Annotated in this window: 21 protein-coding genes and 1 tRNA gene; 10 read left to right on the forward strand and 12 right to left on the reverse strand. The window is 67.7% G+C overall.

What is annotated here, in order from left to right; genetic code table 11:
- Nucleotides 1-83 precede the first annotated feature (83 nt).
- The 5 genes from ABIC51_RS23780 to ABIC51_RS23800 form a co-directional block, all read right to left on the reverse strand.
- Nucleotides 84-2,276, reverse strand: coding sequence for a WD40 repeat domain-containing protein (locus tag ABIC51_RS23780; RefSeq protein WP_354006652.1), 2,193 nt, complete (start codon nt 2,274-2,276; stop codon nt 84-86).
- 338 nt (nt 2,277-2,614) lie between these two features.
- Nucleotides 2,615-2,691: transfer RNA gene (locus tag ABIC51_RS23785), tRNA-Met, on the reverse strand.
- 96 nt (nt 2,692-2,787) lie between these two features.
- Entirely contained in the window at nt 2,788-4,446 is a 1,659-nt protein-coding gene (locus tag ABIC51_RS23790) for an MFS transporter (RefSeq protein WP_059699958.1), read from the reverse strand.
- A gap of 225 nt (nt 4,447-4,671) precedes the next feature.
- The gene (locus ABIC51_RS23795; protein ID WP_060174912.1) at nt 4,672-6,219 is read right to left on the reverse strand and encodes a sensor histidine kinase; all 1,548 of its coding nucleotides are present in this window, start codon (nt 6,217-6,219) and stop codon (nt 4,672-4,674) included.
- Between the two features lie 17 nt (nt 6,220-6,236).
- A complete protein-coding gene (locus ABIC51_RS23800) occupies nt 6,237-6,965 on the reverse strand; it encodes a response regulator transcription factor (protein WP_059649778.1) in 729 nt (242 codons plus the stop codon).
- Nucleotides 6,966-7,154: 189 nt separating this feature from the next.
- Here ABIC51_RS23800 and recA point away from each other — a divergent pair, with 189 nt between their 5' ends.
- The 9 genes from recA (at nt 7,155) to ABIC51_RS23845 (ending at nt 16,330) form a co-directional block, all read left to right on the forward strand.
- Nucleotides 7,155-8,225, forward strand: a complete 1,071-nt coding sequence (gene recA, locus ABIC51_RS23805) for a recombinase RecA (RefSeq protein ID WP_021160193.1) — start codon at nt 7,155-7,157, stop codon at nt 8,223-8,225.
- Nucleotides 8,225-9,094 (forward strand): recombination regulator RecX, encoded by an 870-nt coding sequence (gene recX / locus ABIC51_RS23810; RefSeq protein WP_091923660.1) that lies wholly within the window; start codon nt 8,225-8,227, stop codon nt 9,092-9,094. The genes recA and recX overlap by 1 nt, the downstream gene beginning before the upstream one ends.
- 146 nt (nt 9,095-9,240) lie before the next feature.
- Complete coding sequence (locus tag ABIC51_RS23815) at nt 9,241-9,849, forward strand: DUF2889 domain-containing protein (protein WP_060083079.1); 609 nt, start codon at nt 9,241-9,243, stop codon at nt 9,847-9,849.
- Nucleotides 9,850-9,917: 68 nt separating this feature from the next.
- The gene (sucC, locus tag ABIC51_RS23820; protein ID WP_006755512.1) at nt 9,918-11,084 is read left to right on the forward strand and encodes an ADP-forming succinate--CoA ligase subunit beta; all 1,167 of its coding nucleotides are present in this window, start codon (nt 9,918-9,920) and stop codon (nt 11,082-11,084) included.
- A 68-nt stretch (nt 11,085-11,152) separates the two neighbouring features.
- Complete coding sequence (sucD, locus tag ABIC51_RS23825) at nt 11,153-12,034, forward strand: succinate--CoA ligase subunit alpha (protein ID WP_006477916.1); 882 nt, start codon at nt 11,153-11,155, stop codon at nt 12,032-12,034.
- A 161-nt stretch (nt 12,035-12,195) separates the two neighbouring features.
- Nucleotides 12,196-12,900, forward strand: coding sequence for a TerC family protein (locus ABIC51_RS23830; protein WP_027789215.1), 705 nt, complete (start codon nt 12,196-12,198; stop codon nt 12,898-12,900).
- Nucleotides 12,901-12,997: 97 nt separating this feature from the next.
- Nucleotides 12,998-13,594: a pilin gene (locus ABIC51_RS23835; RefSeq protein WP_027789216.1), complete on the forward strand. Its 597-nt coding sequence runs from the start codon at nt 12,998-13,000 to the stop codon at nt 13,592-13,594.
- A gap of 153 nt (nt 13,595-13,747) precedes the next feature.
- Nucleotides 13,748-15,526 (forward strand): PglL family O-oligosaccharyltransferase, encoded by a 1,779-nt coding sequence (locus tag ABIC51_RS23840; protein WP_027789217.1) that lies wholly within the window; start codon nt 13,748-13,750, stop codon nt 15,524-15,526.
- Between the two features lie 453 nt (nt 15,527-15,979).
- Nucleotides 15,980-16,330 carry a TonB family protein gene (locus ABIC51_RS23845; RefSeq protein ID WP_060083077.1) on the forward strand — a complete coding sequence of 117 codons (351 nt, stop codon included), beginning with the start codon at nt 15,980-15,982 and terminating at the stop codon, nt 16,328-16,330.
- Nucleotides 16,331-16,433: 103 nt separating this feature from the next.
- Here ABIC51_RS23845 and ABIC51_RS23850 read toward each other — a convergent pair whose 3' ends face one another.
- Nucleotides 16,434-17,639, reverse strand: coding sequence for a hypothetical protein (locus ABIC51_RS23850; protein ID WP_175852506.1), 1,206 nt, complete (start codon nt 17,637-17,639; stop codon nt 16,434-16,436).
- A 90-nt stretch (nt 17,640-17,729) separates the two neighbouring features.
- A complete protein-coding gene (gene moaC / locus ABIC51_RS23855) occupies nt 17,730-18,218 on the reverse strand; it encodes a cyclic pyranopterin monophosphate synthase MoaC (protein ID WP_027789220.1) in 489 nt (162 codons plus the stop codon).
- A gap of 273 nt (nt 18,219-18,491) precedes the next feature.
- Here moaC and ABIC51_RS23860 point away from each other — a divergent pair, with 273 nt between their 5' ends.
- Nucleotides 18,492-20,186 carry a M48 family metalloprotease gene (locus ABIC51_RS23860; protein ID WP_175852474.1) on the forward strand — a complete coding sequence of 565 codons (1,695 nt, stop codon included), beginning with the start codon at nt 18,492-18,494 and terminating at the stop codon, nt 20,184-20,186.
- A 39-nt stretch (nt 20,187-20,225) separates the two neighbouring features.
- On the opposite strand, the gene ABIC51_RS23865 is transcribed toward ABIC51_RS23860, so the two are convergent.
- The 5 genes from ABIC51_RS23865 to ABIC51_RS23885 form a co-directional block, all read right to left on the reverse strand.
- The gene (locus tag ABIC51_RS23865; protein ID WP_175852475.1) at nt 20,226-20,813 is read right to left on the reverse strand and encodes a DUF2946 family protein; all 588 of its coding nucleotides are present in this window, start codon (nt 20,811-20,813) and stop codon (nt 20,226-20,228) included.
- Nucleotides 20,806-21,843, reverse strand: coding sequence for a hydrolase (locus tag ABIC51_RS23870; RefSeq protein ID WP_027789223.1), 1,038 nt, complete (start codon nt 21,841-21,843; stop codon nt 20,806-20,808). Before ABIC51_RS23870 ends, ABIC51_RS23865 begins: the two co-directional genes overlap by 8 nt.
- A 33-nt stretch (nt 21,844-21,876) precedes the next feature.
- On the reverse strand, nt 21,877-22,323 hold the full coding sequence (locus ABIC51_RS23875) for a nuclear transport factor 2 family protein (RefSeq protein ID WP_006749968.1): 447 nt from the start codon (nt 22,321-22,323) through the stop codon (nt 21,877-21,879).
- 115 nt (nt 22,324-22,438) lie between these two features.
- Nucleotides 22,439-23,476, reverse strand: coding sequence for a lipopolysaccharide heptosyltransferase II (gene waaF, locus ABIC51_RS23880; RefSeq protein WP_027785312.1), 1,038 nt, complete (start codon nt 23,474-23,476; stop codon nt 22,439-22,441).
- 146 nt (nt 23,477-23,622) lie between these two features.
- Complete coding sequence (locus ABIC51_RS23885; protein ID WP_006749970.1) at nt 23,623-23,817, reverse strand: zinc-finger domain-containing protein; 195 nt, start codon at nt 23,815-23,817, stop codon at nt 23,623-23,625.
- Nucleotides 23,818-23,821 lie beyond the last annotated feature (4 nt).

Below are 23,821 nucleotides of genomic sequence, written 5' to 3' on the forward strand. Positions count from 1 at the left end.
CGCCGGGGTGCGGCCGGGGTGGCCGTGCCGCCGGTCACCGCGGTGTTGGCGTCCCGGAAAAGCCGCGTGTCGATGCCGCGGTTTCAGTTGCGGGATTGATCCGGAACAGCGCCTTGCCCCGCGCGATCGCGCAGTGCGGCGGGCAATTTCCACAGCATCAGTTCGCGCGTGCCGATTGCCCACAGCGCAGAACCGTCCCACGAAAAGGCCAGCGCCTGGATCTCGCTGTTTTTGGGTAGCGACGATGCGTCAAGCTGCACGGGCGTGCGGCCCTGTGCGACATCCCAGAGTGCCACGCGATGTTGCCAGCCGCCCGCTTTGCAGGTCGTACCCATCGCAAGGAAGCGACCGTTTGCCGAACGGGCGGCGGCCTTGAAGGTGTCGGCAGCGCCCAGCAGGGCCGACGTTACGTGCCCGTTCTTGAGATCCACCACATGCATGCCGACGAAGCGCGCCCGTTTCGGACCCGGGGCCTTCACGGGAGGTGGCATGCTGCCGTCGTCGTCGAGCAACAGCTCGAAGCCTGTCGCGATCCATTGACCCTGCGGCGAGCCGAGCGGCTTGGGCGCCCAATGAGCGATGCCGGCGGCGCTGACGGAATCCGGCGCGCCGAAGCGCTGGGGCAACACGATCGTACGCAGCGTGCGGCCGGTGCGGGCGTCCAACTCGGCGAGCCCTTGCGAATCCTCCGTCCAGTAGCTCCCGGAAGGCCGCCAGCGTACCGGCCAGATCAGCGCATTGCTGCCGTTGCTGATCTCGTCCATCAGCGACTGGCGTACCGACGAAAGCGTCGTGACGAACGGCCATGGATCGTCGTTGCCCGGCGGCGGTGACGCCGGGCGCTGCACGGTCAGGAACGCGGAGCCGACCGGATTCGCGTCCTTCTCGCCATGCCGGAGGTCATGCCAGAAATTGGCCGGCAGATCGTCATCGAGAATCCAGGACATATCGCTCATCTGATGGTCTCGCCAATCGGTCTCGCTCGGCCAGACGACTTCATGACGATCGACCTTGCTGCTCGCGATGTCGTATCGGTACAGGCTTGGCTTGCTCTTGGCGTCGGGCTGGCCGTCGAACCAGACGGCGCTGCCGTCGCCGTTGATCATCATCTGTCGCGGCCCCTCCTTGCCGTGCCAGATTTCGTCCGCCTGCAACGCGCCGTTGGCCGCGCGCAGCCGCCACACGTACTCGTTCCAGCCGCGGTTGTCGGCCACCTGGGCGCTGAACAGCAGGCTGCCATCCGGCAGGCCGAGGATGTCGTGCGGGTACAGCAACGTGCGTTGCGACGGGTCGGTCACGAACTTGTCCCAGCGGATGATCGACGGCTTGATTACCGGGGCGCTCGGGTCCGGCGCCACCGGCTTGATGGCGGGGGGCGGCATCGACGGTGCCGAGGGCAACTGCCATGCAGCGGGCGACGTGGCGATTTCCAGCGTGGCCGGCAGTGCGGACAACGCGTCGGTCAATGCCGTGAACACGTCGGCCGGGACGACGGAGATGCCGGTCCTGCTGGATTGCGTCCGGTTGCCGCTGAACATGTCCAGGTCCTGGAGTGTCAATGCTTTCCACAGGCTGTAGTCGGGGTTGGGCCGGGAGTCGATGCGACCGAACTGAACGACCGTCGCCGGATGCCCGAATAGGGCGCTTGTGTCCTGCACCCTGACGAACAGCGCGCTCCGGTACTGGCCGGTGATGCCGTCGCTATGATCCTGGCGGGCTTCCCAGAACGCGTAGGTGGGTTGCAGCGCGGGCAGGCCGGAGCCGCGGGACAGCCGGTCGACGCGGGCCCGAGCCTGATCCATGCGCCAGTCCAGTTCCTGCCGGGTGATTGCGCCTTGTTGCAGCGCCTGCTGCAGTTTCGGCAGGGTCGCATGGTCGGCGATGGCTGCGCGCAGGTCTGGCCGGCGCGACAACAGGACATGGCTCCAGGGGTCCGGCAAATTCTGCAACTGCCAGCTATTGGCACTGGCCTTGACCGGGCTCGTCCGTTGCAGCACGCGCTCCACGAGCGGCTGCACCTGGTCATAGGGAGCGGAGACCAGCAGGAACACGGCTTCCGCATAAGCTTGCCGGTTCTTGCCGTTGTCCCAGATCAGCACCTGTTCGCCTCGACGGGCGGCTACTTCGTAATCGTCGTCGTGCCCGGTGTCGTGCAGTTGCTCGAATCTCCAATGCAGGCCGTCGACAGTGGTGTCTGGCAGCGGGTCGGCCTGGCAGGCGAGCGGGGTTGCGATGCCGATCAGAATCGACAGGAAGCATGCGAGGCGTCTTCTCATTGACGTTATGCCTGGATGCAGCGGGAATTTGGACGTACCGATTCTAAGTGCGGTGTCGTGTGCGTACTGCGGTGTGCCGGGCGGCATTGCGCGGGGTATCGATTTTTGCGCCGTTCGGTATCACCGCGTACAGGCGTTGATGATGCGTTCGTTGAGATTGATGTTGTTTAGGTCGCCGGGTGCTGAGCGCAGCTTGAAGGGACTGAGGGCGACCCGGAGATACCAGGTGCCGTGGCGATCGCGTCGCGGGCGGGGAATTTCGATCATCCGTGCCACTTGCCGTGACATCGGAAAAATGAAAAAGCCGCTGCTTCTTTCGAAACAGCGGCTCTCGCATTTGGTGGCGAATCAGGGACTCGAACCCCGGACCTGCGGATTATGATTCCGTCGCTCTAACCGACTGAGCTAATTCGCCGAAGAGTTGAATTATGTAGATCGATGCTCGGGCTGTCAACACCTTTTTTCATCTTCCGCGAAAAAAGTTGCCGGCGGCCCGTGCCGCCCTCCACCCTCAATCCTGCGCGTAGATGTTCGAGTCCTTCGTCTCCTTGACGAACAGCAGGCCGATCACGAACGTGGCCAGCGCGATCACGATCGGATACCAGAGGCCCGAGTAGATGTCGCCCTTCGCCGCGACGATCGCGAACGCGGTGGCCGGCAGGAAGCCGCCGAACCAGCCGTTGCCGATGTGGTAGGGCAGCGACATCGACGTGTAGCGGATCCGCGTCGGGAACATCTCGACCAGCATCGCGGCGATCGGGCCGTAGACCATCGTCACGTAGATCACGAGGATCGTCAGGATCACGATCGTCATCGGCCAGTTGAGCTGCGCCGGGTCCGCCTTGGCCGGGTAGCCGGCCGCCTTCAGCGTCGACCCGAGCGTCTTGTCGAACGCCGCGCCCTGCGCCTTCGCGTCGGCCGCCTTGCCTTCGTAGGCCGGGATCACCGTGTCGCCCACCTTGATCTGCGCCGTCGCGCCGGCCGGTGCCGCGACGTTCTCGTAGTTCAGGCCGGCTTTCGCGAGCGCGCTCTTCGCGATGTCGCACGAGTTCGTGAACTTCGACGTACCCACCGGGTTGAACTGGAACGAACAGGCGGCCGGATCGGCGATGACCGTGATCGGTGACTTCTGCGTGGCGATCTCGAGCTGCGGGTTCGCGTAGTGCGTGAGCGCCTTGAACAGCGGGAAGTAGGTCAGTGCCGCGATCAGGCAGCCCGCGAGGATGATCGGCTTGCGGCCGATCTTGTCCGACAGCGAACCGAAGAACAGGAAGAACGGCGTGCCGATCAGCAGCGCGATCGCGATCAGGATGTTCGCGCTCGCCCCGTCCACCTTCAGCGTCTGCGTGAGGAAGAACAGCGCGTAGAACTGGCCCGTGTACCACACGACGGCCTGGCCGGCGGTCAGGCCGACGAGCGCGAGGATCACGATCTTCAGGTTCTTCCACTGGCCGAACGCTTCGGTCAGCGGCGCCTTCGACGTCTTGCCTTCCGCCTTGATGCGCAGGAACACCGGCGATTCGTTCAACTGCATCCGGATCCACACCGACACCGCGAGCAGCAGGATCGACGCGACGAACGGCACGCGCCAGCCCCAGCTGCCGAACGCTTCCTCGCCGATGAAGGTGCGCACGCCGAGGATCACGAGCAGCGACAGGAACAGGCCGAGCGTGGCGGTCGTCTGGATCCACGCGGTGTAGAAGCCTCGACGGTTGGCCGGCGCGTGCTCGGCGACGTAGGTCGCCGCGCCGCCGTACTCGCCGCCGAGCGCGAGACCCTGCAACAGCCGCATCGCGATGAAGATCACGGGCGCGGCGATGCCGATCGACGCGTAGCCGGGCAGGAAGCCGACCACGAAGGTCGAGATGCCCATGATCACGATCGTCACGAGGAACGTGTGCTTGCGGCCGACGAGGTCGCCGAGGCGGCCGAACACGATCGCGCCGAACGGCCGCACCGCGAAGCCGGCCGCGAAGCCGAGCAGCGTGAAGATGAAGGCGGCGGTCGGGTTGACGCCGGAGAAGAAGCTCTTGCTGATGTAGGCCGCGAGCGAGCCGGCCAGGTAAAAGTCGTACCACTCGAACACGGTGCCGAGCGACGACGCGAAGATCACCTTCTTCTCTTCACCCGTCATCGGCGAGTGCGAAATTTGCCCGCCTAACGTTGCCATGAGTCGTCTCCAAGTCCCTTTGTAGGTGTGCGGCCGCCTTGGGTGAGGCCGGCCTGTTGACGATTATTGGTAGGGAAACTTACGGCGGACTGACTCGCGTCTGCAAAGCAGATGTGCGTCAACTTTCGTCTAAGTTTCGGCTTTTAGTGTCTATCGTGCTCGTAACGTCTCCGAAATCGTCGATTTCGGCGTAATCCGGGCAGCCTGCGGCGGCGCGCGTCAGGGTTAATCCGGGGCGGCTTCGGTCAGCGGCAGGCTGACGCGCACGAGCGTGCCGGCGAGGCGCGGGGCGTGCTGGTAGACGTGATCGTCGAGCGTCAGCGTGCCGCCGTGCTGCGTGGCGATCTCGCGCACGATCGCGAGCCCGAGGCCGCTGCCGTCGCCTTCGCGGCCGAGGATCCGGTAGAAGCGCTCGACGACGCGCTCGCGTTCGGCGGCCGGGATGCCCGGCCCGGTGTCCTCGACTTCGAGATGCACGAACCGCGCGGCGGGCTCGGCGCGCACGCGCACCGTGATGCGGCCGCCTTCCGGCGTGTAGCGGATCGCGTTGTCGATCAGGTTGCCGAGCATCTCGCGCAGCATCACCGGGTTGCCGTCGACGTCGAGCGGCGTGTCGTCCGGCGGGCCTTCGTAGCCGAGATCCATGCGTTTCGCGAGCGCGGCCTGCACCCAGTCGCGCACCGCGCGCCGCGCGAGCGAGGCGATCTCGACCGGCTCGAACGTCAGCCCGCTCGCACGGTTCTCGGCGCGCGCGAGCGCGAGCAGTTGCGTGACGAGCCGCGCGGCCTGCTCGGAGCTCGTCGCGATCTGTTCGAGCGAGCGCTGCACGTCGGGCGGCACGGGGTGGCGCAGCGCGAACTCGGCCTGCGTGCGCAGGCCCGCGAGCGGCGTCTTCATCTGGTGGGCGGCGTCGGCGATGAAGCGCTTTTGCAGCGCCATGTTCTGTTCGAGACGGGCGAGCAGGTCGTTGAACGACGTGACGAGCGGCTCGATCTCGGGCGGCGCGCGCTGCGCCTCGACCGGCGACAGGTCGTCCGGCCGCCGCGCGCGGATGTGCGCCTGCAGCGCGTTGAGCGGCGCGAGCCCGCGCGACAGCCCGAACCAGACCAGCAGGATCGCGAGCGGCAGGATCACGAACTGCGGCAGGATCACGCCCTTGATGATGTCGTTCGCGAGCGCGTTGCGCTTGTCCAGCGTTTCGCCGACCTGCACGAGCACGGGCTGTGCGCTGTCCGATTGCGGCAGCGCGACCGTCGTATACGCGACGCGCACGTCGTTGCCGCGCAGCAGGTCGTCGCGGAACATGACGACGCCCGGCGGCGGGCGGTCCTCGTCGCGCGGCAGCGGCATGTCGGCTTCGCCCGCGACCAGTTCGCCGCGGGTGCCGAGCACCTGGAAATAGACGCTGTCGACGTTGTCCGCGCGCAGGAAGTCGCGCGTCTGCTGCGGCAGCGTCAGCTCGGCGACGCCGTTTACCGGATGGATCTGCCGCGCGAGCACGTACGCGTTGGTCTCGAGCGCGCGATCGAACGGACCGTTCGCGATCGTCTTCGCGACGAGGTAGGTGACGGCGATGCTCATCGGCCACAGCAGCAGCAGCGGCGCGAGCATCCAGTCGAGGATCTCGCCGAACAGCGAGCGCGGGCGCGGCGCCTCGGGCGCATCGGTTTCGTCGGGCGGCGCGAACGGGTTCTCGTAGCGCGCGTCGCGCGCCTCGTCGGCGGCCGACGACGGCGCGCCGGTCGGGTGGCGGGTAGGGGCCGGCGTGGCCATCGCGGCGACGCCCGGGGTCAGCGCAGCGGCGTGCCGGCCACCGCGGGCTGGGGCGCGGCCGAGTCGGCGGGCGTGGCCGGCGCGGCCTTCTCGAGGCAGTAGCCGAGGCCGCGCACGGTCGAGATCCGTACGCCGCTGGGTTCGATCTTCTTGCGCAGCCGGTGCACGTAGACTTCGATCGCGTTGTTGCTGACTTCCTCGCCCCATTCGCACAGATGGTCGACGAGCTGCTCCTTCGACACGAGCCGGCCGATCCGCTGCAGCAGCACCTCGAGCAGGCCGAGCTCGCGCGCGGAGAGGTCGAGCACGCGATCGTTCGCGTACGCGATACGGCCGACCTGGTCGAACGCGAGCGAGCCGTGGCGCACGACGGTCGGGCCGCCGCCCGCACCGCGCCGGGTCAGCGCGCGCACGCGCGCCTCGAGCTCGTTGAGCGCGAACGGCTTCGCCATGTAGTCGTCGGCGCCGAGGTCGAGCCCCTTCACGCGCTCGTCGACGCTGTCGGCGGCCGTCAGGATCAGCACGGGGAGGTTGGAATTGCGGGCGCGCAGGCGCTTGAGCACGTCGAGCCCGGACATTTTCGGGAGCCCGAGGTCGAGGATCAGCAGGTCGAACGTCTGCATCGACAGTGCCGTATCGGCATCGACGCCGCTCTTCACGTGGTCGACCGCATAGCCCGATTGGCGGAGTGACCGGGTGAGGCCGTCCGCGAGTATGCTGTCGTCTTCCGCGATGAGAATTCGCATGGTGCTGACCGATGGCCGGCGGGGCGTTCGCGCCGGCCGGCTGTCTCCGAAGTTATTCGTGTACAACGCAGCCTGCATTGCGGGCTTGCACAAAACACTGTTTTTTTATACAGTGTCTGCATTCGTGGGCGGCGCTTGAAAGCGGGCGCGCCTCTGACAGACGCTGCTCATCATAGCAAAGGACGATTCATGGAAGATAGCAAGAAGGGCTCCGGGATGACCGCCGAGAAGAGCAAGGCGCTGGCCGCCGCGCTTGCCCAGATCGAGAAGCAGTTCGGCAAGGGCTCGATCATGCGCATGGGCGACGGCGAGGCGGCGGAAGATATCCAGGTCGTCTCCACGGGTTCGCTGGGCCTCGATATCGCGCTTGGCGTCGGCGGCCTGCCGCGCGGCCGGGTGGTCGAGATCTACGGCCCGGAATCGTCCGGTAAAACCACGCTCACGCTGCAGGTCATCGCCGAACTGCAGAAGCTGGGCGGCACCGCAGCGTTCATCGACGCCGAGCACGCGCTCGACGTCCAGTACGCGTCGAAGCTCGGCGTGAATGTGCCGGAGCTGCTGATTTCGCAGCCGGACACCGGCGAGCAGGCGCTGGAAATCACCGATGCGCTGGTGCGCTCGGGCTCCATCGACATGATCGTCATCGACTCGGTCGCGGCGCTCGTGCCGAAGGCCGAAATCGAAGGCGAGATGGGCGATTCGCTGCCGGGCCTGCAGGCCCGCCTGATGTCGCAGGCGCTGCGCAAGCTGACCGGCACGATCAAGCGCACGAACTGCCTCGTGATCTTCATCAACCAGATTCGTATGAAGATCGGCGTGATGTTCGGCAACCCGGAAACCACGACGGGCGGTAACGCGCTGAAGTTCTATGCGTCGGTGCGTCTCGACATCCGCCGGATCGGCTCGATCAAGAAGAACGACGAGGTGATCGGCAACGAAACCCGCGTGAAGGTCGTCAAGAACAAGGTGTCGCCGCCGTTCCGCGAAGCGATCTTCGACATCCTGTACGGCGAAGGCATTTCGCGTCAGGGCGAGATCATCGATCTCGGCGTGCAGGCGAAGATCGTCGACAAGGCCGGCGCCTGGTACAGCTACAACGGCGAGAAGATCGGCCAGGGCAAGGACAACGCGCGTGAATTCCTGCGCGAGAATCCGGAAATCGCGCGCGAGATCGAGAACCGCATCCGCGAATCGCTCGGCGTCGTCGCAATGCCCGATGGTGCAGGCAACGAAGCCGAGGCGGTGGACGAAGAAGAGTGATGGTCGGGCGCCGAGGTCAGGCTGGCGAGCCGGAGGAGAGCGACGCGCCCGAAGCGGCGGGTCGTCCCGGCCGGCGAGCCGGATCCTCGAGCGCCGATCGGCGGATCGCGGGCAGCCATGCCGCGAACCGCACCGCGACGAGGGCATCCGACGATGCCCTCGTTTCGTTTGAGATTGCCGCACCGGACGATCCGTTCGACGACGATGAATCGTTCGACGCGCACGACCGCTCTCGTCGTCGCGTGTCCGGTGTCAGTTTCCCTGGCGATCGCACAGCCGATGCGTCGGCGCCGGCCAGGGAAGATGTCTACACGCGCAGCAGCCAGCATCCGCGCCGCACGCGTCGAGCGTCGGGCGCTTCTGCCGGCACGTCTTCCGGTGATGCGCCCACCACCGGCGAACGCAAGTCGTCGAAGCCGCCGCGGTCCTTGAAGGGGCGTGCGCTCGGCTATCTGTCCAGGCGTGAATACAGCCGCGCGGAACTCGCGCGCAAGCTCGCGCCCTACGTCGGCGAAGACGAATCCGTCGAACCCGTGCTCGATGCGCTGGAACAGGAAGGCTGGCTGTCCGATGCGCGTTTTGCCGAGAGTCTCGTGCATCGCCGCGCGTCGCGTGTCGGCGTTGCACGCATCGTCAGCGAGCTGAAGCGCCATGCGGTCGGCGACACGCTCGTCGAAGAGGTGAACGCGCAGCTTCGCGAGACCGAATGGGCACGTGCGCAGGCGGTCTGGCGCAAGAAATTCGGTGCACTGCCGCAAACACCGGCCGAGCGGGCGAAGCAGGCGCGCTTTCTCGCCGCACGGGGCTTCTCGAGCGCGACCATCGTGAAGTTGCTGAAGGTCGGCGACGATTTCCCGATCGACGACTGACCGTGCCGATCGCGCGCGTGGCGCGCGATTTTGCTGCAACGCAACTGCTTCCGGACAGGCGGGAATACCCGCCGTCGCGTCAAAGTGTCTCAAATACCCAATATGCTAAAATCCGTGGGTTTTCCTCTTCGGCCTCAACCTCCAGCATGCCGCTATCCGAGCCCGTGCCCCGTCAGTTGCGACATCGACGCGCAATCCGAGCGGAAGCTTACGAGCGCGGCGACGGCTTGTGGGACATCGAAGCCTGCCTGACCGACCACAAGCCGCGCGATGTCGCGCTTGCGTCGGGCATCCGGCCCCAGGGCCTGCCGATCCACGAACTCTGGCTGCGCGTGACTATCGATCGTGACCTCAATGTCGTCGACGCCGAAGCGTCTTCGGAATGGGTTCCCTATCCCGGTCACTGTCAATCCGCTTCCCCCGCCTATCGGGCCCTCATCGGGCTCAACCTCTTCCGCAATTTCCGCCGCAACGCGAACCGGCTGCTCGCCGGCGTCGCAGGCTGTTCCCATCTCACCGAACTGTGCGCCGTGCTGCCGACGGCCGCGATCCAGGCGTTCGCCGGTGACGTGTGGAACGTGCGCGAGGAGGGCGGCGAAGGGCCGGATCAGGGCGACGTGCACGCCGAACCGCCTTTCCAGCTCGGCCGCTGCCGGGCGTTGCGGTTCGACGGCGAGGTCGTGCGGCAGTATTACCCGCGGTGGTATGGCCCGCTTCGGCCGGATTTGCCCGGTGATGGCAGCACGAAGGAATGAACGGAAATCATTCGAAGAAGCGTCTAAAGCGACTTTTCATCCAACTCTCAGACTGAAGGGAATCACGCATGAAGATTCACGAGTACCAGGGTAAGGAAATCCTGCGGAAATTCGGAGTCGCGGTACCGCGCGGCAAGCCGGCGTTCTCGGTTGACGAGGCCGTCAAGGTGGCAGAAGAGCTCGGCGGCCCGGTATGGGTCGTGAAGGCTCAGATTCACGCGGGTGGCCGTGGCAAGGGCGGCGGCGTGAAGGTGGCGAAGTCGATCGAGCAGGTCCGCGAATACGCGAACCAGATCCTCGGCATGCAGCTCGTCACGCACCAGACCGGTCCGGAAGGCCAGAAGGTCAACCGTCTGATGATCGAAGAAGGCGCGGACATCAAGCAGGAACTGTATGTCAGCCTCGTCGTCGACCGCATCTCGCAAAAGATCGTCCTGATGGGTTCGAGCGAAGGCGGCATGGACATCGAGGAAGTCGCCGAAAAGCACCCGGAACTGATCCACAAGGTCATCGTCGAGCCGTCGACGGGCCTGCTCGACGCCCAGGCAGACGACCTCGCCGCGAAGATCGGCGTGCCGGCTGCTTCGATCCCGCAAGCGCGCGCGATCCTGCAAGGCCTGTACAAGGCATTCTGGGAAACCGATGCATCGCTGGCTGAAATCAACCCGCTGAACGTCTCCGGCGACGGCAAGGTCATCGCACTCGACGCGAAGTTCAACTTCGACTCGAACGCGCTGTTCCGTCACCCGGAAATCGTCGCGTACCGCGACCTGGACGAAGAAGATCCGGCTGAAATCGAAGCGTCGAAGTTCGACCTCGCGTACATCTCGCTCGACGGCAACATCGGCTGCCTCGTGAACGGCGCAGGCCTCGCGATGGCAACGATGGACACCATCAAGCTGTTCGGCGGCGAACCGGCGAACTTCCTGGACGTCGGCGGTGGCGCGACGACCGAGAAGGTCACGGAAGCGTTCAAGCTGATGCTGAAGAACCCGGACCTGAAGGCGATCCTCGTGAACATCTTCGGCGGCATCATGCGCTGCGACGTGATCGCGGAAGGCGTGATCGCCGGTTCGAAGGCCGTGAACCTGAACGTGCCGCTCGTCGTGCGCATGAAGGGCACGAACGAAGACCTCGGCAAGAAGATGCTGGCCGATTCGGGCCTGCCGATCATCTCGGCCGACAGCATGGAAGAGGCTGCGCAGAAGGTTGTCGCGGCTGCCGCAGGCAAGTAAGCGCGCTCAATGAATAGGTATGGCGGCGCGGCTTGCACGCGACGCCAATCGAACAGAGGTCAAAATACATGTCGATTCTGATCAACAAGGACACGAAGGTCATCACGCAGGGCATTACCGGCAAGACCGGTCAGTTCCATACGCGCGCCTGCCGTGAATACGCAAACGGCCGCGAAGCATTCGTCGCGGGCGTGAACCCGAAGAAGGCCGGCGAAGATTTCGAAGGCATTCCGATCTACGCGAGCGTCAAGGAAGCGAAGGCAGAAACCGGCGCGACCGTGTCGGTCATCTACGTTCCGCCGGCAGGCGCAGCTGCTGCGATCTGGGAAGCGGTCGAAGCCGACCTCGATCTCGCGATATGCATCACGGAAGGCATCCCCGTGCGCGACATGATCGAAGTGAAGGACCGCATGCGTCGCGAAGGCCGCAAGACGCTGCTGCTCGGGCCGAACTGCCCGGGCACGATCACGCCGGACGAACTGAAGATCGGCATCATGCCGGGTCACATCCACCGCAAGGGCCGCATCGGCGTCGTGTCGCGTTCGGGCACGCTGACGTATGAAGCCGTCGCGCAGCTGACGGCACTGGGCCTCGGCCAGTCGTCGGCAGTCGGTATCGGCGGCGACCCGATCAACGGTCTGAAGCACATCGACGTGATGAAGATGTTCAACGACGATCCGGATACGGACGCAGTCGTGATGATCGGCGAAATCGGCGGTCCGGACGAAGCCAATGCCGCCGAGTGGATCAAGGACAACATGAAGAAGCCGGTCGTCGGCTTCATCGCTGGCGTCACGGCGCCTCCGGGCAAGCGCATGGGCCACGCCGGCGCGCTGATCTCGGGCGGTGCGGATACGGCCGAAGCGAAGCTGGAAATCATGGAAGCGTGCGGCATCACCGTCACGCGCAACCCGTCGGAAATGGGCCGTCTGCTGAAGAAGGCGCTGTAATATTTCCCCCTGGGTTCGTCCTGCAAAAAACGCCGGCCTAGCCGGCGTTTTTTGTTATGCTCGCGCAATGAATTCGTAAGCACCCACCGGGCATGCGTCGTGCATGTGCCGGCGATGAACCCGGCCGCCTGCCAGGCCGCCACTGTCCTGCACATCACCCCATGCTCGAATTCCTGACGTCGCTGCACTGGGGCGCCGTGCTCCAGATCGTCATCATCGATATCCTGCTCGGCGGCGACAACGCCGTCGTCATCGCGCTCGCATGTCGCAACCTGCCCGCGAACCAGCGGCTGCGCGGTGTCGTCTGGGGCACCGCGGGTGCGATCCTGCTGCGCGTCGCGCTGATCACGTTCGCGGTTGCGCTGCTCGACGTGCCGTTCCTGAAGTTCGGCGGCGGGTTGCTGCTGCTGTGGATCGGCATCAAGCTGATGGCGCCGGCCGCCGATGCGCACGACGACATCAAGCCGGCCAGCCGGCTGTGGGACGCCGTGAAGACGATCGTGATCGCCGACGCGGTGATGAGCCTCGACAACGTGATCGCGATCGCCGGCGCGGCCGAGCAGGCCGACCCGTCGCACCGGATCCCGCTCGTGATCTTCGGGCTCGTCGTCAGCGTGCCGATCATCGTGTGGGGCAGCACGCTGGTGCTGAAGCTGCTCGACCGTTTCCCGATCGTCGTGGCGCTCGGCGCCGGGCTGCTCGGCTGGATCGCGGGCGGCTTGATCGTGAACGACCCGGTCGGCGACCGCTGGCCGGTGCTCGACACGCAGCCGGTGCTCTACGGGGCGAGCATCGCGGGCGCGCTGTTCGTCGTGGCGATCGGTTACGCGCTCAGGCGGCGCAGCGGCGCACCGCGCGCACACTGACACTGGCCATCCGGCCGACTGCCGGATTCGCGGCCTGCTGGCTACGATCGAGACGCCTGCCTTTAACGGCAGGCGTTTTTCGTTTCCGGAGCCTGCCATGTTCGAAGCCTTTTCCGTTTCCCTGTTCCGTCGTGTTGCCGCCGACCTGCGGCGCGCAAACCGGTCGTCGCCGCGCTGGCGGCCGGCCGGCTTCACGCTGATCGAACTGATGATCGTGCTCGCGATCGTCGGCGTGATCGCCGCCTATGCGATTCCCGCGTACCAGGATTACCTTGCGCGCTCGCGTGTCGGCGAGGGGCTCGCGCTCGCGTCGTCCGCGCGGCTCGCCGTCGCCGATAACGCCGCGAGCGGCGCGGGCCTCGACGGCGGCTACAGCCCGCCGGCCGCGACCCGTAACGTCGAATCCGTCGCGATCGACGGCGAGACCGGCCAGATCACGGTCGCCTTCACCACGCGCGTTGCGGCGGCGGGCGCCAATACGCTGGTGCTCGTGCCGTCCGCGCCCGACAAGGCCGACGCGCCCACCGCACGCGTGCCGCTCAAAAAGGGCGCGATGCAGGCCGGCGCGATCGCGTGGGAGTGCTTCGCCGCCGGCAAGGACGCGTCGTCGCTGCCGGCGCCGGGAGCCGGGCCGTTGCCGGGCGATGCCGCGACGCTGCCTGCGAAATATGCGCCGGCGGAGTGCCGCGCGTAGTGCCGGCAGCGGAGCAGGGCGGCACGGGCAGCATGCTGGCCGCCGCTTCGGTCGGCCGGGGCGGCCGCCCTGCGCCGCGGCGCGGCGCGAAGGCCCCGCACAGAGGGGGGAAAGTTTTGTATAGTGCGCCGGTTGCTGACATCCGGTTCGCTCATGCCTTCTACTTTTTCCCGTTCGTTGCCGCTCGTTGCGCTGGCTGTCGCCCTGATCGTGCCGTACGCGATCACGAATCACACGTATCCGATCCCGACCTTCTATTCCGAGTTTTCCGCGCTGGTGCTGTATCTGCTGGTGGGAGTGTCCGTCGTGCTGCTCGCGCGCACCGGTCGCCCGGCCGAACCGTTCGCCGCGCCGGCCGCATTCGTTGCGCCGCTCGGGTTCGCGGTGGTGCTCATCGCGCAGGTCGCGCTGATTCCGCTCAAGGTGCCGTCGATGAACTGGCTCGCGGTCGGCTATCTCGCCGCCGCGCTGGTCGCGATGCAGGCAGGTTTTACGCTCGCGCGCGACGGGCTGGCCGAGGCCGTGTCGCGGATGATGGCCGGCGCGCTGCTCGTCGGCGGCGTGTTCGCGGTCGGCACCCAGATCGTGCAGTTGTTCCACCTCGAGTCGGCGCTGTCGCCGTTCGTCGTGATGTACAACGTCGCGGTCGATCGCCGCCCGTACGGCAACATGGCGCAGGCGAACCATCTGGCCAGCTACATCGCGTTCGCGCTTGCGGGCGCGCTGTATCTCGTACAGACGCGCCGGCTCGCGGTATGGGCGTGGCTCGCGCTGTCGCTCGTACTGTCGGTCGGCCTTGCGCTGACGGTGTCGCGCGGGCCGTGGCTGCAGGTCGCGGTGATGGTCGTCGCGGGCTTCTGGATGGCGTGGCTCGAAACGCGCCGAGCACCGGGCAATGCGCGCGCGTGGCTGATCCCGGTCGTGCTCGCGGTGGCGTTCATCGCGGTGAACGTCGCGGTGCGCTGGGCCAACGTGCACTATCACCTGAACCTCGCGGAATCCGCGGCCGACCGGATGCGTGACGCGGGGCAGATCGCGCCGCGCCTCGCACTGTGGAAGTACGGGCTCGCGATGTTCCGCGAGCACCCGCTGCTCGGCGTCGGCTGGGGCGAGTTCCCGTCACACCAGTTCGCGCTCGTGCGCTCGCTGGGCGGCGTCGAGATCGCGAACAACTCGCACGACATCTTCATCGACCTGCTCGCGAAGTCCGGCCTCGTCGGCCTGGGCGTGCTCGTCGTCGCGCTCGTGACGTGGTTCGTGCGTGCGGTGCGCGCGCCGCAGTCGAGCATGCGCGTGTTCGGCTTCGCGCTGATCGGCATCCTGCTGATGCATGCGCTGGTCGAGTATCCGCAGCAGTACATGTTCTTCCTGTTGCCGGCGATGTTCGTGATCGGGCTGCTTGACGTGAAGCCGCTGCGTTTCCTGCCGGGGCGCGCAGCCTTCGGGCTGTTCACGGTGCTGTCGGTCGGCGGCGTGCTGGCGGCGGTGCCCGTGCTGCGCGATTACCAGCGCGCGGAGGTGCTGTATTACGGCAGCGATCCGGCCGCGCAATACCGCGACGCGCCGTCGTTGCTGTTCGGCGCCTGGGGCGAATACGGCGCGGCCACGCTGCTCCCGATTTCGGCGGACGACCTGCCGGCCAAGCTCGCCGCGCACGAGCGCGCGATCGCGCTGCTGCCCGGCGAGACGGTGCTGCGCCGCTATGCGGTGCTGCAGGCACTGGCCGGCCGCGAAGCCGACGCGCTCGACACCGTCGCGCGCCTGCACGTGTTCGCGAAGGAGCTGAAGGACTGGCCGCAACAGCTGGCGGCGCTGTACAAGCTGTGCGACCAGCAGCCGGCGCTGAAGACGTTCAAGGCGGCGGTCGTCGCGAAATACGGCGAAGTTCCGGCCGACGCGGCCGACGACGAGGACGACGACGATTCGGATTGATACGCGCGGCCCCTGCCGGAACGGGGAATGCCGGCAGGGGCCGTGCCGTGCGAGAGCAGCGGCGCGTGCCGAACGCAACCGCCCGGCGTGAACCGGGCGAATCCGGCCGCGTATCGATTACCTCGTGGATTGCGCGGATTCCGGCTGAAGGCGCGGCGATTCGCGTCAACCATTGTCAAATCGCCGCCGCTCGCCGGGCGGCGCGTGCACAATGCGCGAAAGCGCTCGCGTGCCGGCCCGTGTGGGGCAGGGGCGACGCGAACACCGGCAACACCGGGCCACCCGGGAAGTCCGCCACGCAGGATCGCGGCCGAGCATCGATCGGCCGTGCGGCCGTAACGGGGCGCCGGTCCGATGGCCGCGGCGCGGTGTGACGCATGCGATGCGACCGGGCGATGTTCCCCGGCGCGCGGCGCGTTCGTCCGCAACAGTGCTGAAGAACGATATTCGACCATGGCTATTCGCTCGACCTACCTGATCCTGCCCGCCGTCGCGATGCTGTTTTCCGGCTGCGCGATGCTGTCGTCTTCGCAGGAAAGCAAGCTGACCTGCCACATTCCGCGCGCCGTCTATCCGGATACCGCGAAGCCGCTCACGCGTCCGGCGACCGTGCTCGTGCGCGCGCTGATGACGACGTCCGGCGAAGCGCAGAACGTCACCGTGACGACGAGCAGCCGTAATGCGGCGGCCGATCGCGCGGCCGTCGACGCGATGACGCACGCAACCTGCGTACAGACGGGCGCGACCGCGAATCCGTTCCTGCTGACCCAACCGTTCGTGTTCGAGCCGCAGCGCGGCAAGTGATGCGCGGGCGGCGCGGCGTGCGTGCCGGTTGCCGCCCGGCATTGTTTCCTGCCAGTTCCTTCGTGGCACACGGCCGCCGAAAGTCGCCGCGCGTGCCCGACGTTCAGTGCCGCGGCATCAGGTTCGCGCCGCGGCAAGCCGGCTCGGCCGCCGTGCTCAGCCCGAGCAGCGTGAACCCGTTGCGTTCCTGGCGAATCTGCGCATAGTGCCGCGCAACCGTCTCCCCGGTGTTGCCCGTCAGATCGAGTTCGACCTGAAAGCGGTCCTTGCTGTCCGAGCAGCCACGCACCGGGCCGTACTCGAACCCGGTACCGGGCGCCTTGCGGGCCTTGTCGAACGCCTGCCGGCCCTTCAGCGCGGCAGCCGCGGCGGCGGGTTCGCTCCATTCGCGCGCCTGCGCATCGTTCACGTTCAGCCATTCGTCGACGAAATCGCGGCCGTTGAGCGCGACGGGTTGTACGCGCTGCACGGTGCCGCCGTCGACGCGATAGCGGAAGACACCTGGCCGCGTCAACACTTCGCTGTCCATCGAGCCGACCGTCGCGCGCACCTCGAAGCCGTCGGGGCGCACCTTGAACCGGATCGGGTTTTCGTCGAGCACGTAGCTGTTCTCGGCATGGAACAGCACGCGTTGCGCGGTCGGGCCGTCGGCCGGTGCGACCACGTCCGCGGCGAACCGGCTCCAGCGCGACGCGCACCACGGCGTCCCGTGGACGACCGCAACCTGCCCGCCGGGCAGCGCCGAGAACCAGAAGCCGCCGCCGTACGCGCCGCCGATGTCCTTGTAGTCGTCGGCCTGCCAGCGCAGCACGCGCTGCCAGCCGCCGTTTTCCCATGCGTAGGCGGTCAGCAGGTTGTCGTCGCCGCATGCGATGTCGAAGCCGGCGCGCACGAAGAGCAACGGGCGGGACGTGCCGCCGCGTTCGACGTCGACGTCCGGATTGCGGCCGAACGCCGATTCGCCGTCTTTCGGCTGGACGGGCCGGGCCGGCACGCCGAGCGCGGCTGCGAGCGTGCGTTTCAGCGCGGCCGGGTCGACCTGTTCGTCACTGCAGGCGAGCCGCGCATCGATCGCGCCGGCGAGCGCCTGCTTGTACGCACGCAGCGCGTCGCGCAGCGGCGGCGAAATCTCGACGCCGGGCCCGTCGCTCGGCGGATTGCGGATCTGCTGTACGCGGTGCTGCGCGTCGATGGCCGCGCGCGCGGCGGTGTCGGCGGCGGGGCAGGCGCCGGCGGCCGATGCGACGGCCGGCAGCAGGAAGAGCGCGCACAGCAGCGGCGCGGCGCATTTCAGCGTGGGATTCTTCATGAGTAAGGTGTTCTTCTGGTTTTTATCGTTCGAACGGAGCATCGCTACGGCCGGCGCTGCCCCGTGAATGGCGGCTGTTACCGCTGGCGGTCAACCCGCGACGTCTTCCGCCTTCCAGTCCCCCGACTTCCCGCCGCGTTTCTCGCGCACGCTCACGTCGGTGATCACCATCCCGCGATCGACGGCCTTGCACATGTCGTAGACGGTCAGCAACCCGACCTGCACGGCGGTCAGCGCTTCCATCTCGACGCCGGTCCGGCCGAACGTCTCGACCTGCGCGACGCAGTGGACGCCCGGCAGCGCGTCGTCGAGCTCGAAATCGACGGCCACGCGCGTCAGCGCGAGCGGGTGGCACAGCGGGATGAGGTCGGCCGTGCGCTTGGCGCCCTGGATGGCCGCGATGCGCGCGACACCGAGCACGTCGCCCTTCTTGGCCTTGCCGTCGCGGATCAGTGCGAACGTGGCCGGCAGCATCCGGATCGTGCCGCGCGCGATCGCGATGCGTTGGGTTTCCTGCTTGCCGCCGACGTCGACCATGTGCGCATGGCCGGCGGCGTCGAAATGGGTGAGTCCTGACATGTCGTGCTCCAGTGGAACGGCGTGCTCGCACGAGCACGTCCGTCGATCCTGCTTCGCGATCGGGCAGCGCGCGGCATCCGAAACCGGCTCCGCGACCCGATGCAACGCTTCAACGGGCGCTTATCATAGCAGCGGCGTTCGCGTCGCCGGAGCGCAGATGGCACCGCCGCGGCACGGGACAGTCATCGCGGCGCCGGTACAATGACCCGAATATTCAGACCAAACGCCGCGATGCGCGCCCGGCGCGCGGGACGGCGTCGTTTTCATCCTGCCATGCGTGTCAAACAGTTGCTTGCCGTGTCGCTGTCGGTGGCGCTCGCGTTGCCGCCGAGCGGCCATGCGCAGCGTGCGTCCGCACCGCCGCTCGAAGCGGCGGCCGACGGCGCCCGGTCGATTTCCACCGTGCCGTCCGGCATCGCGGCCGGCGTATTCGGTACGTACGGCGGCGCGGAGAGCCGGTTCTCCGACGCGGGCGGCGCATCGGCACCGGCCGCGAGCCTGCGCGCGCCGCTTCGCGCGCTCGAGCTGCCCGACCTGGGCGACGGCTCCGGCGGTTCGCTGACGCCGCAGGCCGAGCGCCGGCTCGGCGAGCGGGTGATGCGCGAAGTGCGGCGCGATCCCGACTATCTCGACGACTGGCTCGTGCGCGACTACCTGAATGCGATGGCGGCGCGGCTCGCGGCCGCGGCGGCCGCGCGCTTCATCGGCGGCTACACGCCGGACTTCGACCTGTTCCCGGTGCGCGATCCGCAGATCAACGCGTTCTCGATGCCGGGCGGCTTCATCGGGATCAACAGCGGGCTCGTCGTCACGACGCAGACGGAGTCGGAACTCGCGTCGGTGGTCGGCCACGAGATGGGGCACGTGCTGCAGCGGCACATCGCGCGGATGATCGGCGCGAACGAGAAGACCGGCTACACGGCGCTCGCGACGATGCTGCTCGGCGTGCTGGCGGGCGTGCTCGCGAGAAGCGGCGACCTCGGCAGCGCGATCGCGATGGGCGGGCAGGCATACGCGGTGGACAACCAGCTGCGCTTCTCGCGTTCGGCCGAGCGGGAGGCCGATCGCGTCGGCTTCCAGTTGCTCGCGGGCGCGGGCTACGACCCGTACGGGATGCCGGGTTTCTTCGAGCGGCTCGATCGCGCGTCGATGGGCGATGCGGGCGTGCCCGCGTATGCGCGCACGCACCCGCTGACCGGCGAGCGGATCGCCGACATGGAGGATCGCGCGCGCCGCGCCCCGTACCGGCAGCCGCGCCAGTCGCCCGAATACGGGTTCGTGCGCGCGCGATTGCGGGTCCTGCAGAACCGCGCGCCGACCGACATCGCGGCCGAAGCGCGCCGGATGCAGTCCGAGATCGACGATCGCACGGCGCCGAACGTCGCGGCGAACTGGTACGGCATCGCGCTCGCGAACGCGCAGCTCGGCGAGTACGACGCGGCCGGCAAGGCGCTCGCGTCGGCACGCACGGCGTTCGACGCGCGCGAGCGGCGCGAGGACGATCCGGCGACGAGTTCGCCGAGCCTCGACGTGCTGGCCGCCGACATCGCGCGCCGTGCGGGGCGCGCCGACGAAGCGGTGCGGCTCGCGGCGCTCGCGCAGCGGCGCTGGCCGGCGTCGCACGCGGCGATCGTCGAGCATCTTCAGGTACTGATCGCGGCGCGCCGTTTCGCCGACGCGCAGGCGCAGGCGCGCGCGCAGGCGAAGGCCGACCCCGAGCAGCCGGACTGGTGGGACTATCTCGCGAAGGCGAGCGACGGCAAGGGCGACGTGCTGGCGCGGCGCCGCGCGCTCGCGGAGAAGCTTGCGCTCGACGGCGCGTGGCCGTCGGCGATTCGTCAGTTGAAGGAAGCGCGCGACGCGAAGGATGTCTCGTTCTACGAGCAGTCGATGATCGGTGCACGGCTGCTGGAATTCGAGGCGCGCTACAAGGAAGAGCGCGACGACGAGAAGAACGGCCGCGGGTAGCGTCCGGCGCGCGCCGGGCGCGCGCGAAGCCGCTGCGGGTCAGGCGTCGCCGCCGGCCGCGTCGCGGGCCTGTCGTGCCGGGCTGGCGACGTAGCCGAACCGTGCAGGCACGTCCGCGCAGACGATGCTGCCGAGCGGCAGCGTGCGGCCGTCGCGCCAGCGCAGTACCGGCGGTGCGGCATCGAAATCCGCGTGATCGGCGAACAGCCCGAGATCGTGATCGTGCAGCGCCGCGAGGCGCGGCGCCGTGCCGGCCGAGCGAAACAGTACGCCGCCCGCGTCGTCGAGCCATGCTTCGTCCGGTTCGAACGGCGTACCGGTCTGGTCGGTGAGCGCGAGTTGCCCGTCGCGTTCGGCCAGGCGGACGACCCACGGCGTATAGGCAAGCTCGACGTACACGCGCTGAGGTCCGTTCTGGAAGAACCACTGGCCCTGCGCGTCGCATTCGTAGTTGCGGCCGATGAACGCGTTCAGCGCCGCATGCCGGATCGGCGAGCCGAGCTCGCCGGCCGCCTGGGCCGCGTCGTCGCGCAGCCGCCATTCGCCGCGCCGGTCGAGCAGCAGCCAGCCGGTACAGTGCGGCACGTTCGGCCATTTGGCGAGGGCCTGCCTGACGATGTCATCCATGGTCGACGAATTTGGAGCAATAGCCGAACACCCGCGCCGACAGCCAGTCGAGACGGCCGGGGAACGGCCCGGTCATGAACCCCGCGTGTCCGCCGTCCGCGGGCTGGTCGAGCTCGACGGCCGGCGATACGTCGGCCGGGCCCGGCAGCGCGGACTCGGGCAGGAACGGGTCGTTGCGGGCGTTGAGGATCAGCGTCGGCACGTCGATCGCGGGCAGCAGCGGCCGGGTCGTCGCCTTCGTCCAGTAGTCGTCCGCGTCCGCGAAACCGTGCAGCGGGGCGGTCACGACCTCGTCGAAGTCGCGCATCGTCACGGCCTGCAGCATCGCTTCACGGTCGAACAACCCCGGATACTGGTCGAGCTTCGCGAGCGCCTTGCGCTTGAGCGTCTTCAGGAAGCTGCGCGTGTAGACCATCGCGAAGCCTTGCGACAGCGCGCGCCCGCCCGCGTGCACGTCGATCGGCGTCGAGATCGCGGCGGCCGCCCGCAGGATCGACGTGTCGCTGCGATGCTCGCCGAGCCAGCGCAGCAGCACGTTGCCGCCGAGCGACACGCCGGCCGCAACCAGCGGCCCGCGATGCTGCGTGGCGAGCCGGCGCAGGATCCAGTCGACTTCGGCGCTGTCGGCGAGATGGTAGAAGCGCGGCTGGCGGTTGATCTCGCCGCTGCAACTGCGAAAGTGCGGGACGACCGCGTGCCAGCGCTTCGCGCGCGCGGCGGCCATCATCGCGAGCGCGTAGTGCGAGCCCGAGCTGCCTTCGAGGCCGTGGAACAGCACGAACAGCGGCGCATCGGGCGGCGGCGCCGCGCTGTCGAGATGCGCGACCCAGTCGAGATCGATGAAATCGTGGTCGGGGGTTTCCCATCGCTCTCGTCGGTAAGCGACGGCCGGGCGCCGTGCGAACAGCGCGGGCACGATGGTCTGGGCATGGCTGTTCGGCAGCCAGCGCGGTGCGCGATAGCGCAATGAATCGTCGTTGGGGGCCGGGGCCCCGGTCAGCGGCGAGGTGGGCGGAGAAGCCGTACTCATGATCGCCCCGCTAATGCGTTGCTTCGTTCTTCGTCAGTGCAGCGGACCCTGCCCGTGACGGATCTTCGCGGCGAATTGTCCGGCCGCCTGTTCGGGAATCGGGCTCGCGTGAATATGCGCGATGCGCCACTCGCCGCGCTCGTGAATCATCACGTACGTGGCGAAAACCATGTCGGGTTCGGCCGTCAGGTCGGCCTGCTGATGCGCTTCGGCGATCGTATAGACGACCGTGCCGAGGCTGTCGTACACACGGATGTCGAGCGGCTCGATCGTCACGGGGCGCGTGGCGAGCCGGTTGGCGAGCCCGCTGCGGATCTGGTCGAGGCCGTGCAGATGCTCGCCGTCCGCCCATACGCAGCTGGCGAAATCCTCGTCGATCCACAAACCCAGCAGCGCGTCGAGATTGGCATCGGCGACGGCTTGGTAGTAAGCGTTCAGCGTATCGGCGGCGGCTTCGAAGAGGCGGGCAAAACGTGGCATCGGGGTTATCTCTCGCGCGCGTCGCGCGCCGTATTCAGCACGGCGGCCCGGATGGAGCCGCCGTACACCGGTGAATCGGATTGCCCGGCGCGTCGTGCGACGCTGCCGGCCAGGGTCAGCGCTGCCCGACGAGCATGCCGCGCAAATCGCCGAATACCTGCTCGGGACCGAGTTCGCGCAGGCACTTCAGGTGGCCGAGCGGGCACTCGCGTTCGAAGCAGGGACTGCATTCGAGATGGAGCCATTGTACCTTCGCCAGGTCCGACAGCGGAGGGGTGTGGCGCGGATCCGTCGAGCCGTACAGCGCGACGAGCGGCCGGCGCAGCGCGGCGGCGACGTGCATCAGCCCCGAATCGTTGGTGACCACCGCGTTCGCGCGCGCGATCAGCGCGCATGCCTCCGACAGCGACGTCTGCCCGCACAGGTTGCGCACGTTCGGCGCGTGGTCGGCGATCGCCTGCGCGGCCGCGGCGTCCTTCTGCGAGCCGAGCGCGACGATCTGCGTGTACGGGAACGACTGGTGGACGATGGTGGCGAGCGACGCGAAGTGCTCGGGCGGCCAGCGCTTGGCCGGGCCGTATTCCGCGCCGGGGCAGAACACGACGAGCGGCTTGCGGGTGTCGAGGTTGAAGCGCGCGGACACGCGCGCCGTCTCGTTCAGGTCCGCGTCGAGGCGCGGCGCGGGCAGCGTCTTCATCGACTCGGGCAGCTTCGCGCCCGGCGCGTACGCGAGCGCCGCGTAGTGGGTCGTCATCGGCGGCCGCTCGCCCGACTTGGTCGGGTTCGCGTGCCGCACGTTCAGCAGCCCGTAGCGGTGCTCGCCCGTGTAGCCGATCCGCAGCGGGATGTTCGCGAGCCACGGGATCACCGCGGATTTCAGCGAATTCGGCAGTACGTACGCCGCGTCGTAGCCGACGTCGCGCAGGTCGCTCGCGAGCTGCCAGCGGCGCAGCAGCTGCAGCTTGCCGTGCGCGAGATCGGTCGCGTAGACATCGTGGATCTCGGGCATCCGCTCGAGCACGGGCGCGACCCACGAGGGTGCGACGGCATCGATCGCGATGCGGGGATGGAGCTTTTTCAGCAGCGCAAAAAGCGGCTGCGCCATCAATGCGTCACCGATCCAGTTCGGTGCGATAACCAGCGCTCGACGCATCAGGTCGACTTCCGATGTCTTGATGAAGCGCGGCGCCCAGGCGCCGCGTTCGGGTTGCCAGAATGGAGAACGGCGGCGCGCCGGAAGCCCGGCTGCGCCGCCTTGGGTCGGCGGGCCTGCAAGCCTGCAGGCCCGGCCGCCGGGGCTCAGTGGCCCTTGACGACCTCGCCGTCGCGCAGCTTGTAGCGCGTGCCGCAGTACGGGCAGCGTGCTTCGCCGTGCGAGACGTCGATGAAGACGCGCGGGTGCGCGCTCCAGCGCGCCATGGCCGGGTTCGGGCAGTACGCGGGAAGATCCTTGGCCGTCAGCTCGACCAGCGGCATTTCCTTGATTTCACTCATGAGA

It is taken from the genome of Burkholderia sp. 572, from assembly GCF_040545135.1.
In the GTDB taxonomy this organism is placed as follows: domain Bacteria; phylum Pseudomonadota; class Gammaproteobacteria; order Burkholderiales; family Burkholderiaceae; genus Burkholderia; species Burkholderia cepacia.

Coding starts and splice junctions, on each gene's coding strand:
- ABIC51_RS23870 (WP_027789223.1), bottom strand. CDS start 21,843: ATGAGTACGGCTTCTCCGCCCACCTCGCCGCTGACCGGGGCCCCGGCC.
- ABIC51_RS23835 (WP_027789216.1), top strand. CDS start 12,998: ATGTTCGAAGCCTTTTCCGTTTCCCTGTTCCGTCGTGTTGCCGCCGAC.
- ABIC51_RS23845 (WP_060083077.1), top strand. CDS start 15,980: ATGGCTATTCGCTCGACCTACCTGATCCTGCCCGCCGTCGCGATGCTG.
- ABIC51_RS23885 (WP_006749970.1), bottom strand. CDS start 23,817: ATGAGTGAAATCAAGGAAATGCCGCTGGTCGAGCTGACGGCCAAGGAT.
- ABIC51_RS23875 (WP_006749968.1), bottom strand. CDS start 22,323: ATGCCACGTTTTGCCCGCCTCTTCGAAGCCGCCGCCGATACGCTGAAC.
- ABIC51_RS23830 (WP_027789215.1), top strand. CDS start 12,196: ATGCTCGAATTCCTGACGTCGCTGCACTGGGGCGCCGTGCTCCAGATC.
- ABIC51_RS23815 (WP_060083079.1), top strand. CDS start 9,241: ATGCCGCTATCCGAGCCCGTGCCCCGTCAGTTGCGACATCGACGCGCA.
- ABIC51_RS23850 (WP_175852506.1), bottom strand. CDS start 17,639: ATGAAGAATCCCACGCTGAAATGCGCCGCGCCGCTGCTGTGCGCGCTC.
- recA (WP_021160193.1), top strand. CDS start 7,155: ATGGAAGATAGCAAGAAGGGCTCCGGGATGACCGCCGAGAAGAGCAAG.
- sucD (WP_006477916.1), top strand. CDS start 11,153: ATGTCGATTCTGATCAACAAGGACACGAAGGTCATCACGCAGGGCATT.
- ABIC51_RS23860 (WP_175852474.1), top strand. CDS start 18,492: ATGCGTGTCAAACAGTTGCTTGCCGTGTCGCTGTCGGTGGCGCTCGCG.
- ABIC51_RS23840 (WP_027789217.1), top strand. CDS start 13,748: ATGCCTTCTACTTTTTCCCGTTCGTTGCCGCTCGTTGCGCTGGCTGTC.
- ABIC51_RS23800 (WP_059649778.1), bottom strand. CDS start 6,965: ATGCGAATTCTCATCGCGGAAGACGACAGCATACTCGCGGACGGCCTC.
- ABIC51_RS23795 (WP_060174912.1), bottom strand. CDS start 6,219: ATGGCCACGCCGGCCCCTACCCGCCACCCGACCGGCGCGCCGTCGTCG.
- ABIC51_RS23780 (WP_354006652.1), bottom strand. CDS start 2,276: ATGAGAAGACGCCTCGCATGCTTCCTGTCGATTCTGATCGGCATCGCA.
- waaF (WP_027785312.1), bottom strand. CDS start 23,476: ATGCGTCGAGCGCTGGTTATCGCACCGAACTGGATCGGTGACGCATTG.
- sucC (WP_006755512.1), top strand. CDS start 9,918: ATGAAGATTCACGAGTACCAGGGTAAGGAAATCCTGCGGAAATTCGGA.
- recX (WP_091923660.1), top strand. CDS start 8,225: ATGGTCGGGCGCCGAGGTCAGGCTGGCGAGCCGGAGGAGAGCGACGCG.
- ABIC51_RS23790 (WP_059699958.1), bottom strand. CDS start 4,446: ATGGCAACGTTAGGCGGGCAAATTTCGCACTCGCCGATGACGGGTGAA.
- ABIC51_RS23865 (WP_175852475.1), bottom strand. CDS start 20,813: ATGGATGACATCGTCAGGCAGGCCCTCGCCAAATGGCCGAACGTGCCG.
- moaC (WP_027789220.1), bottom strand. CDS start 18,218: ATGTCAGGACTCACCCATTTCGACGCCGCCGGCCATGCGCACATGGTC.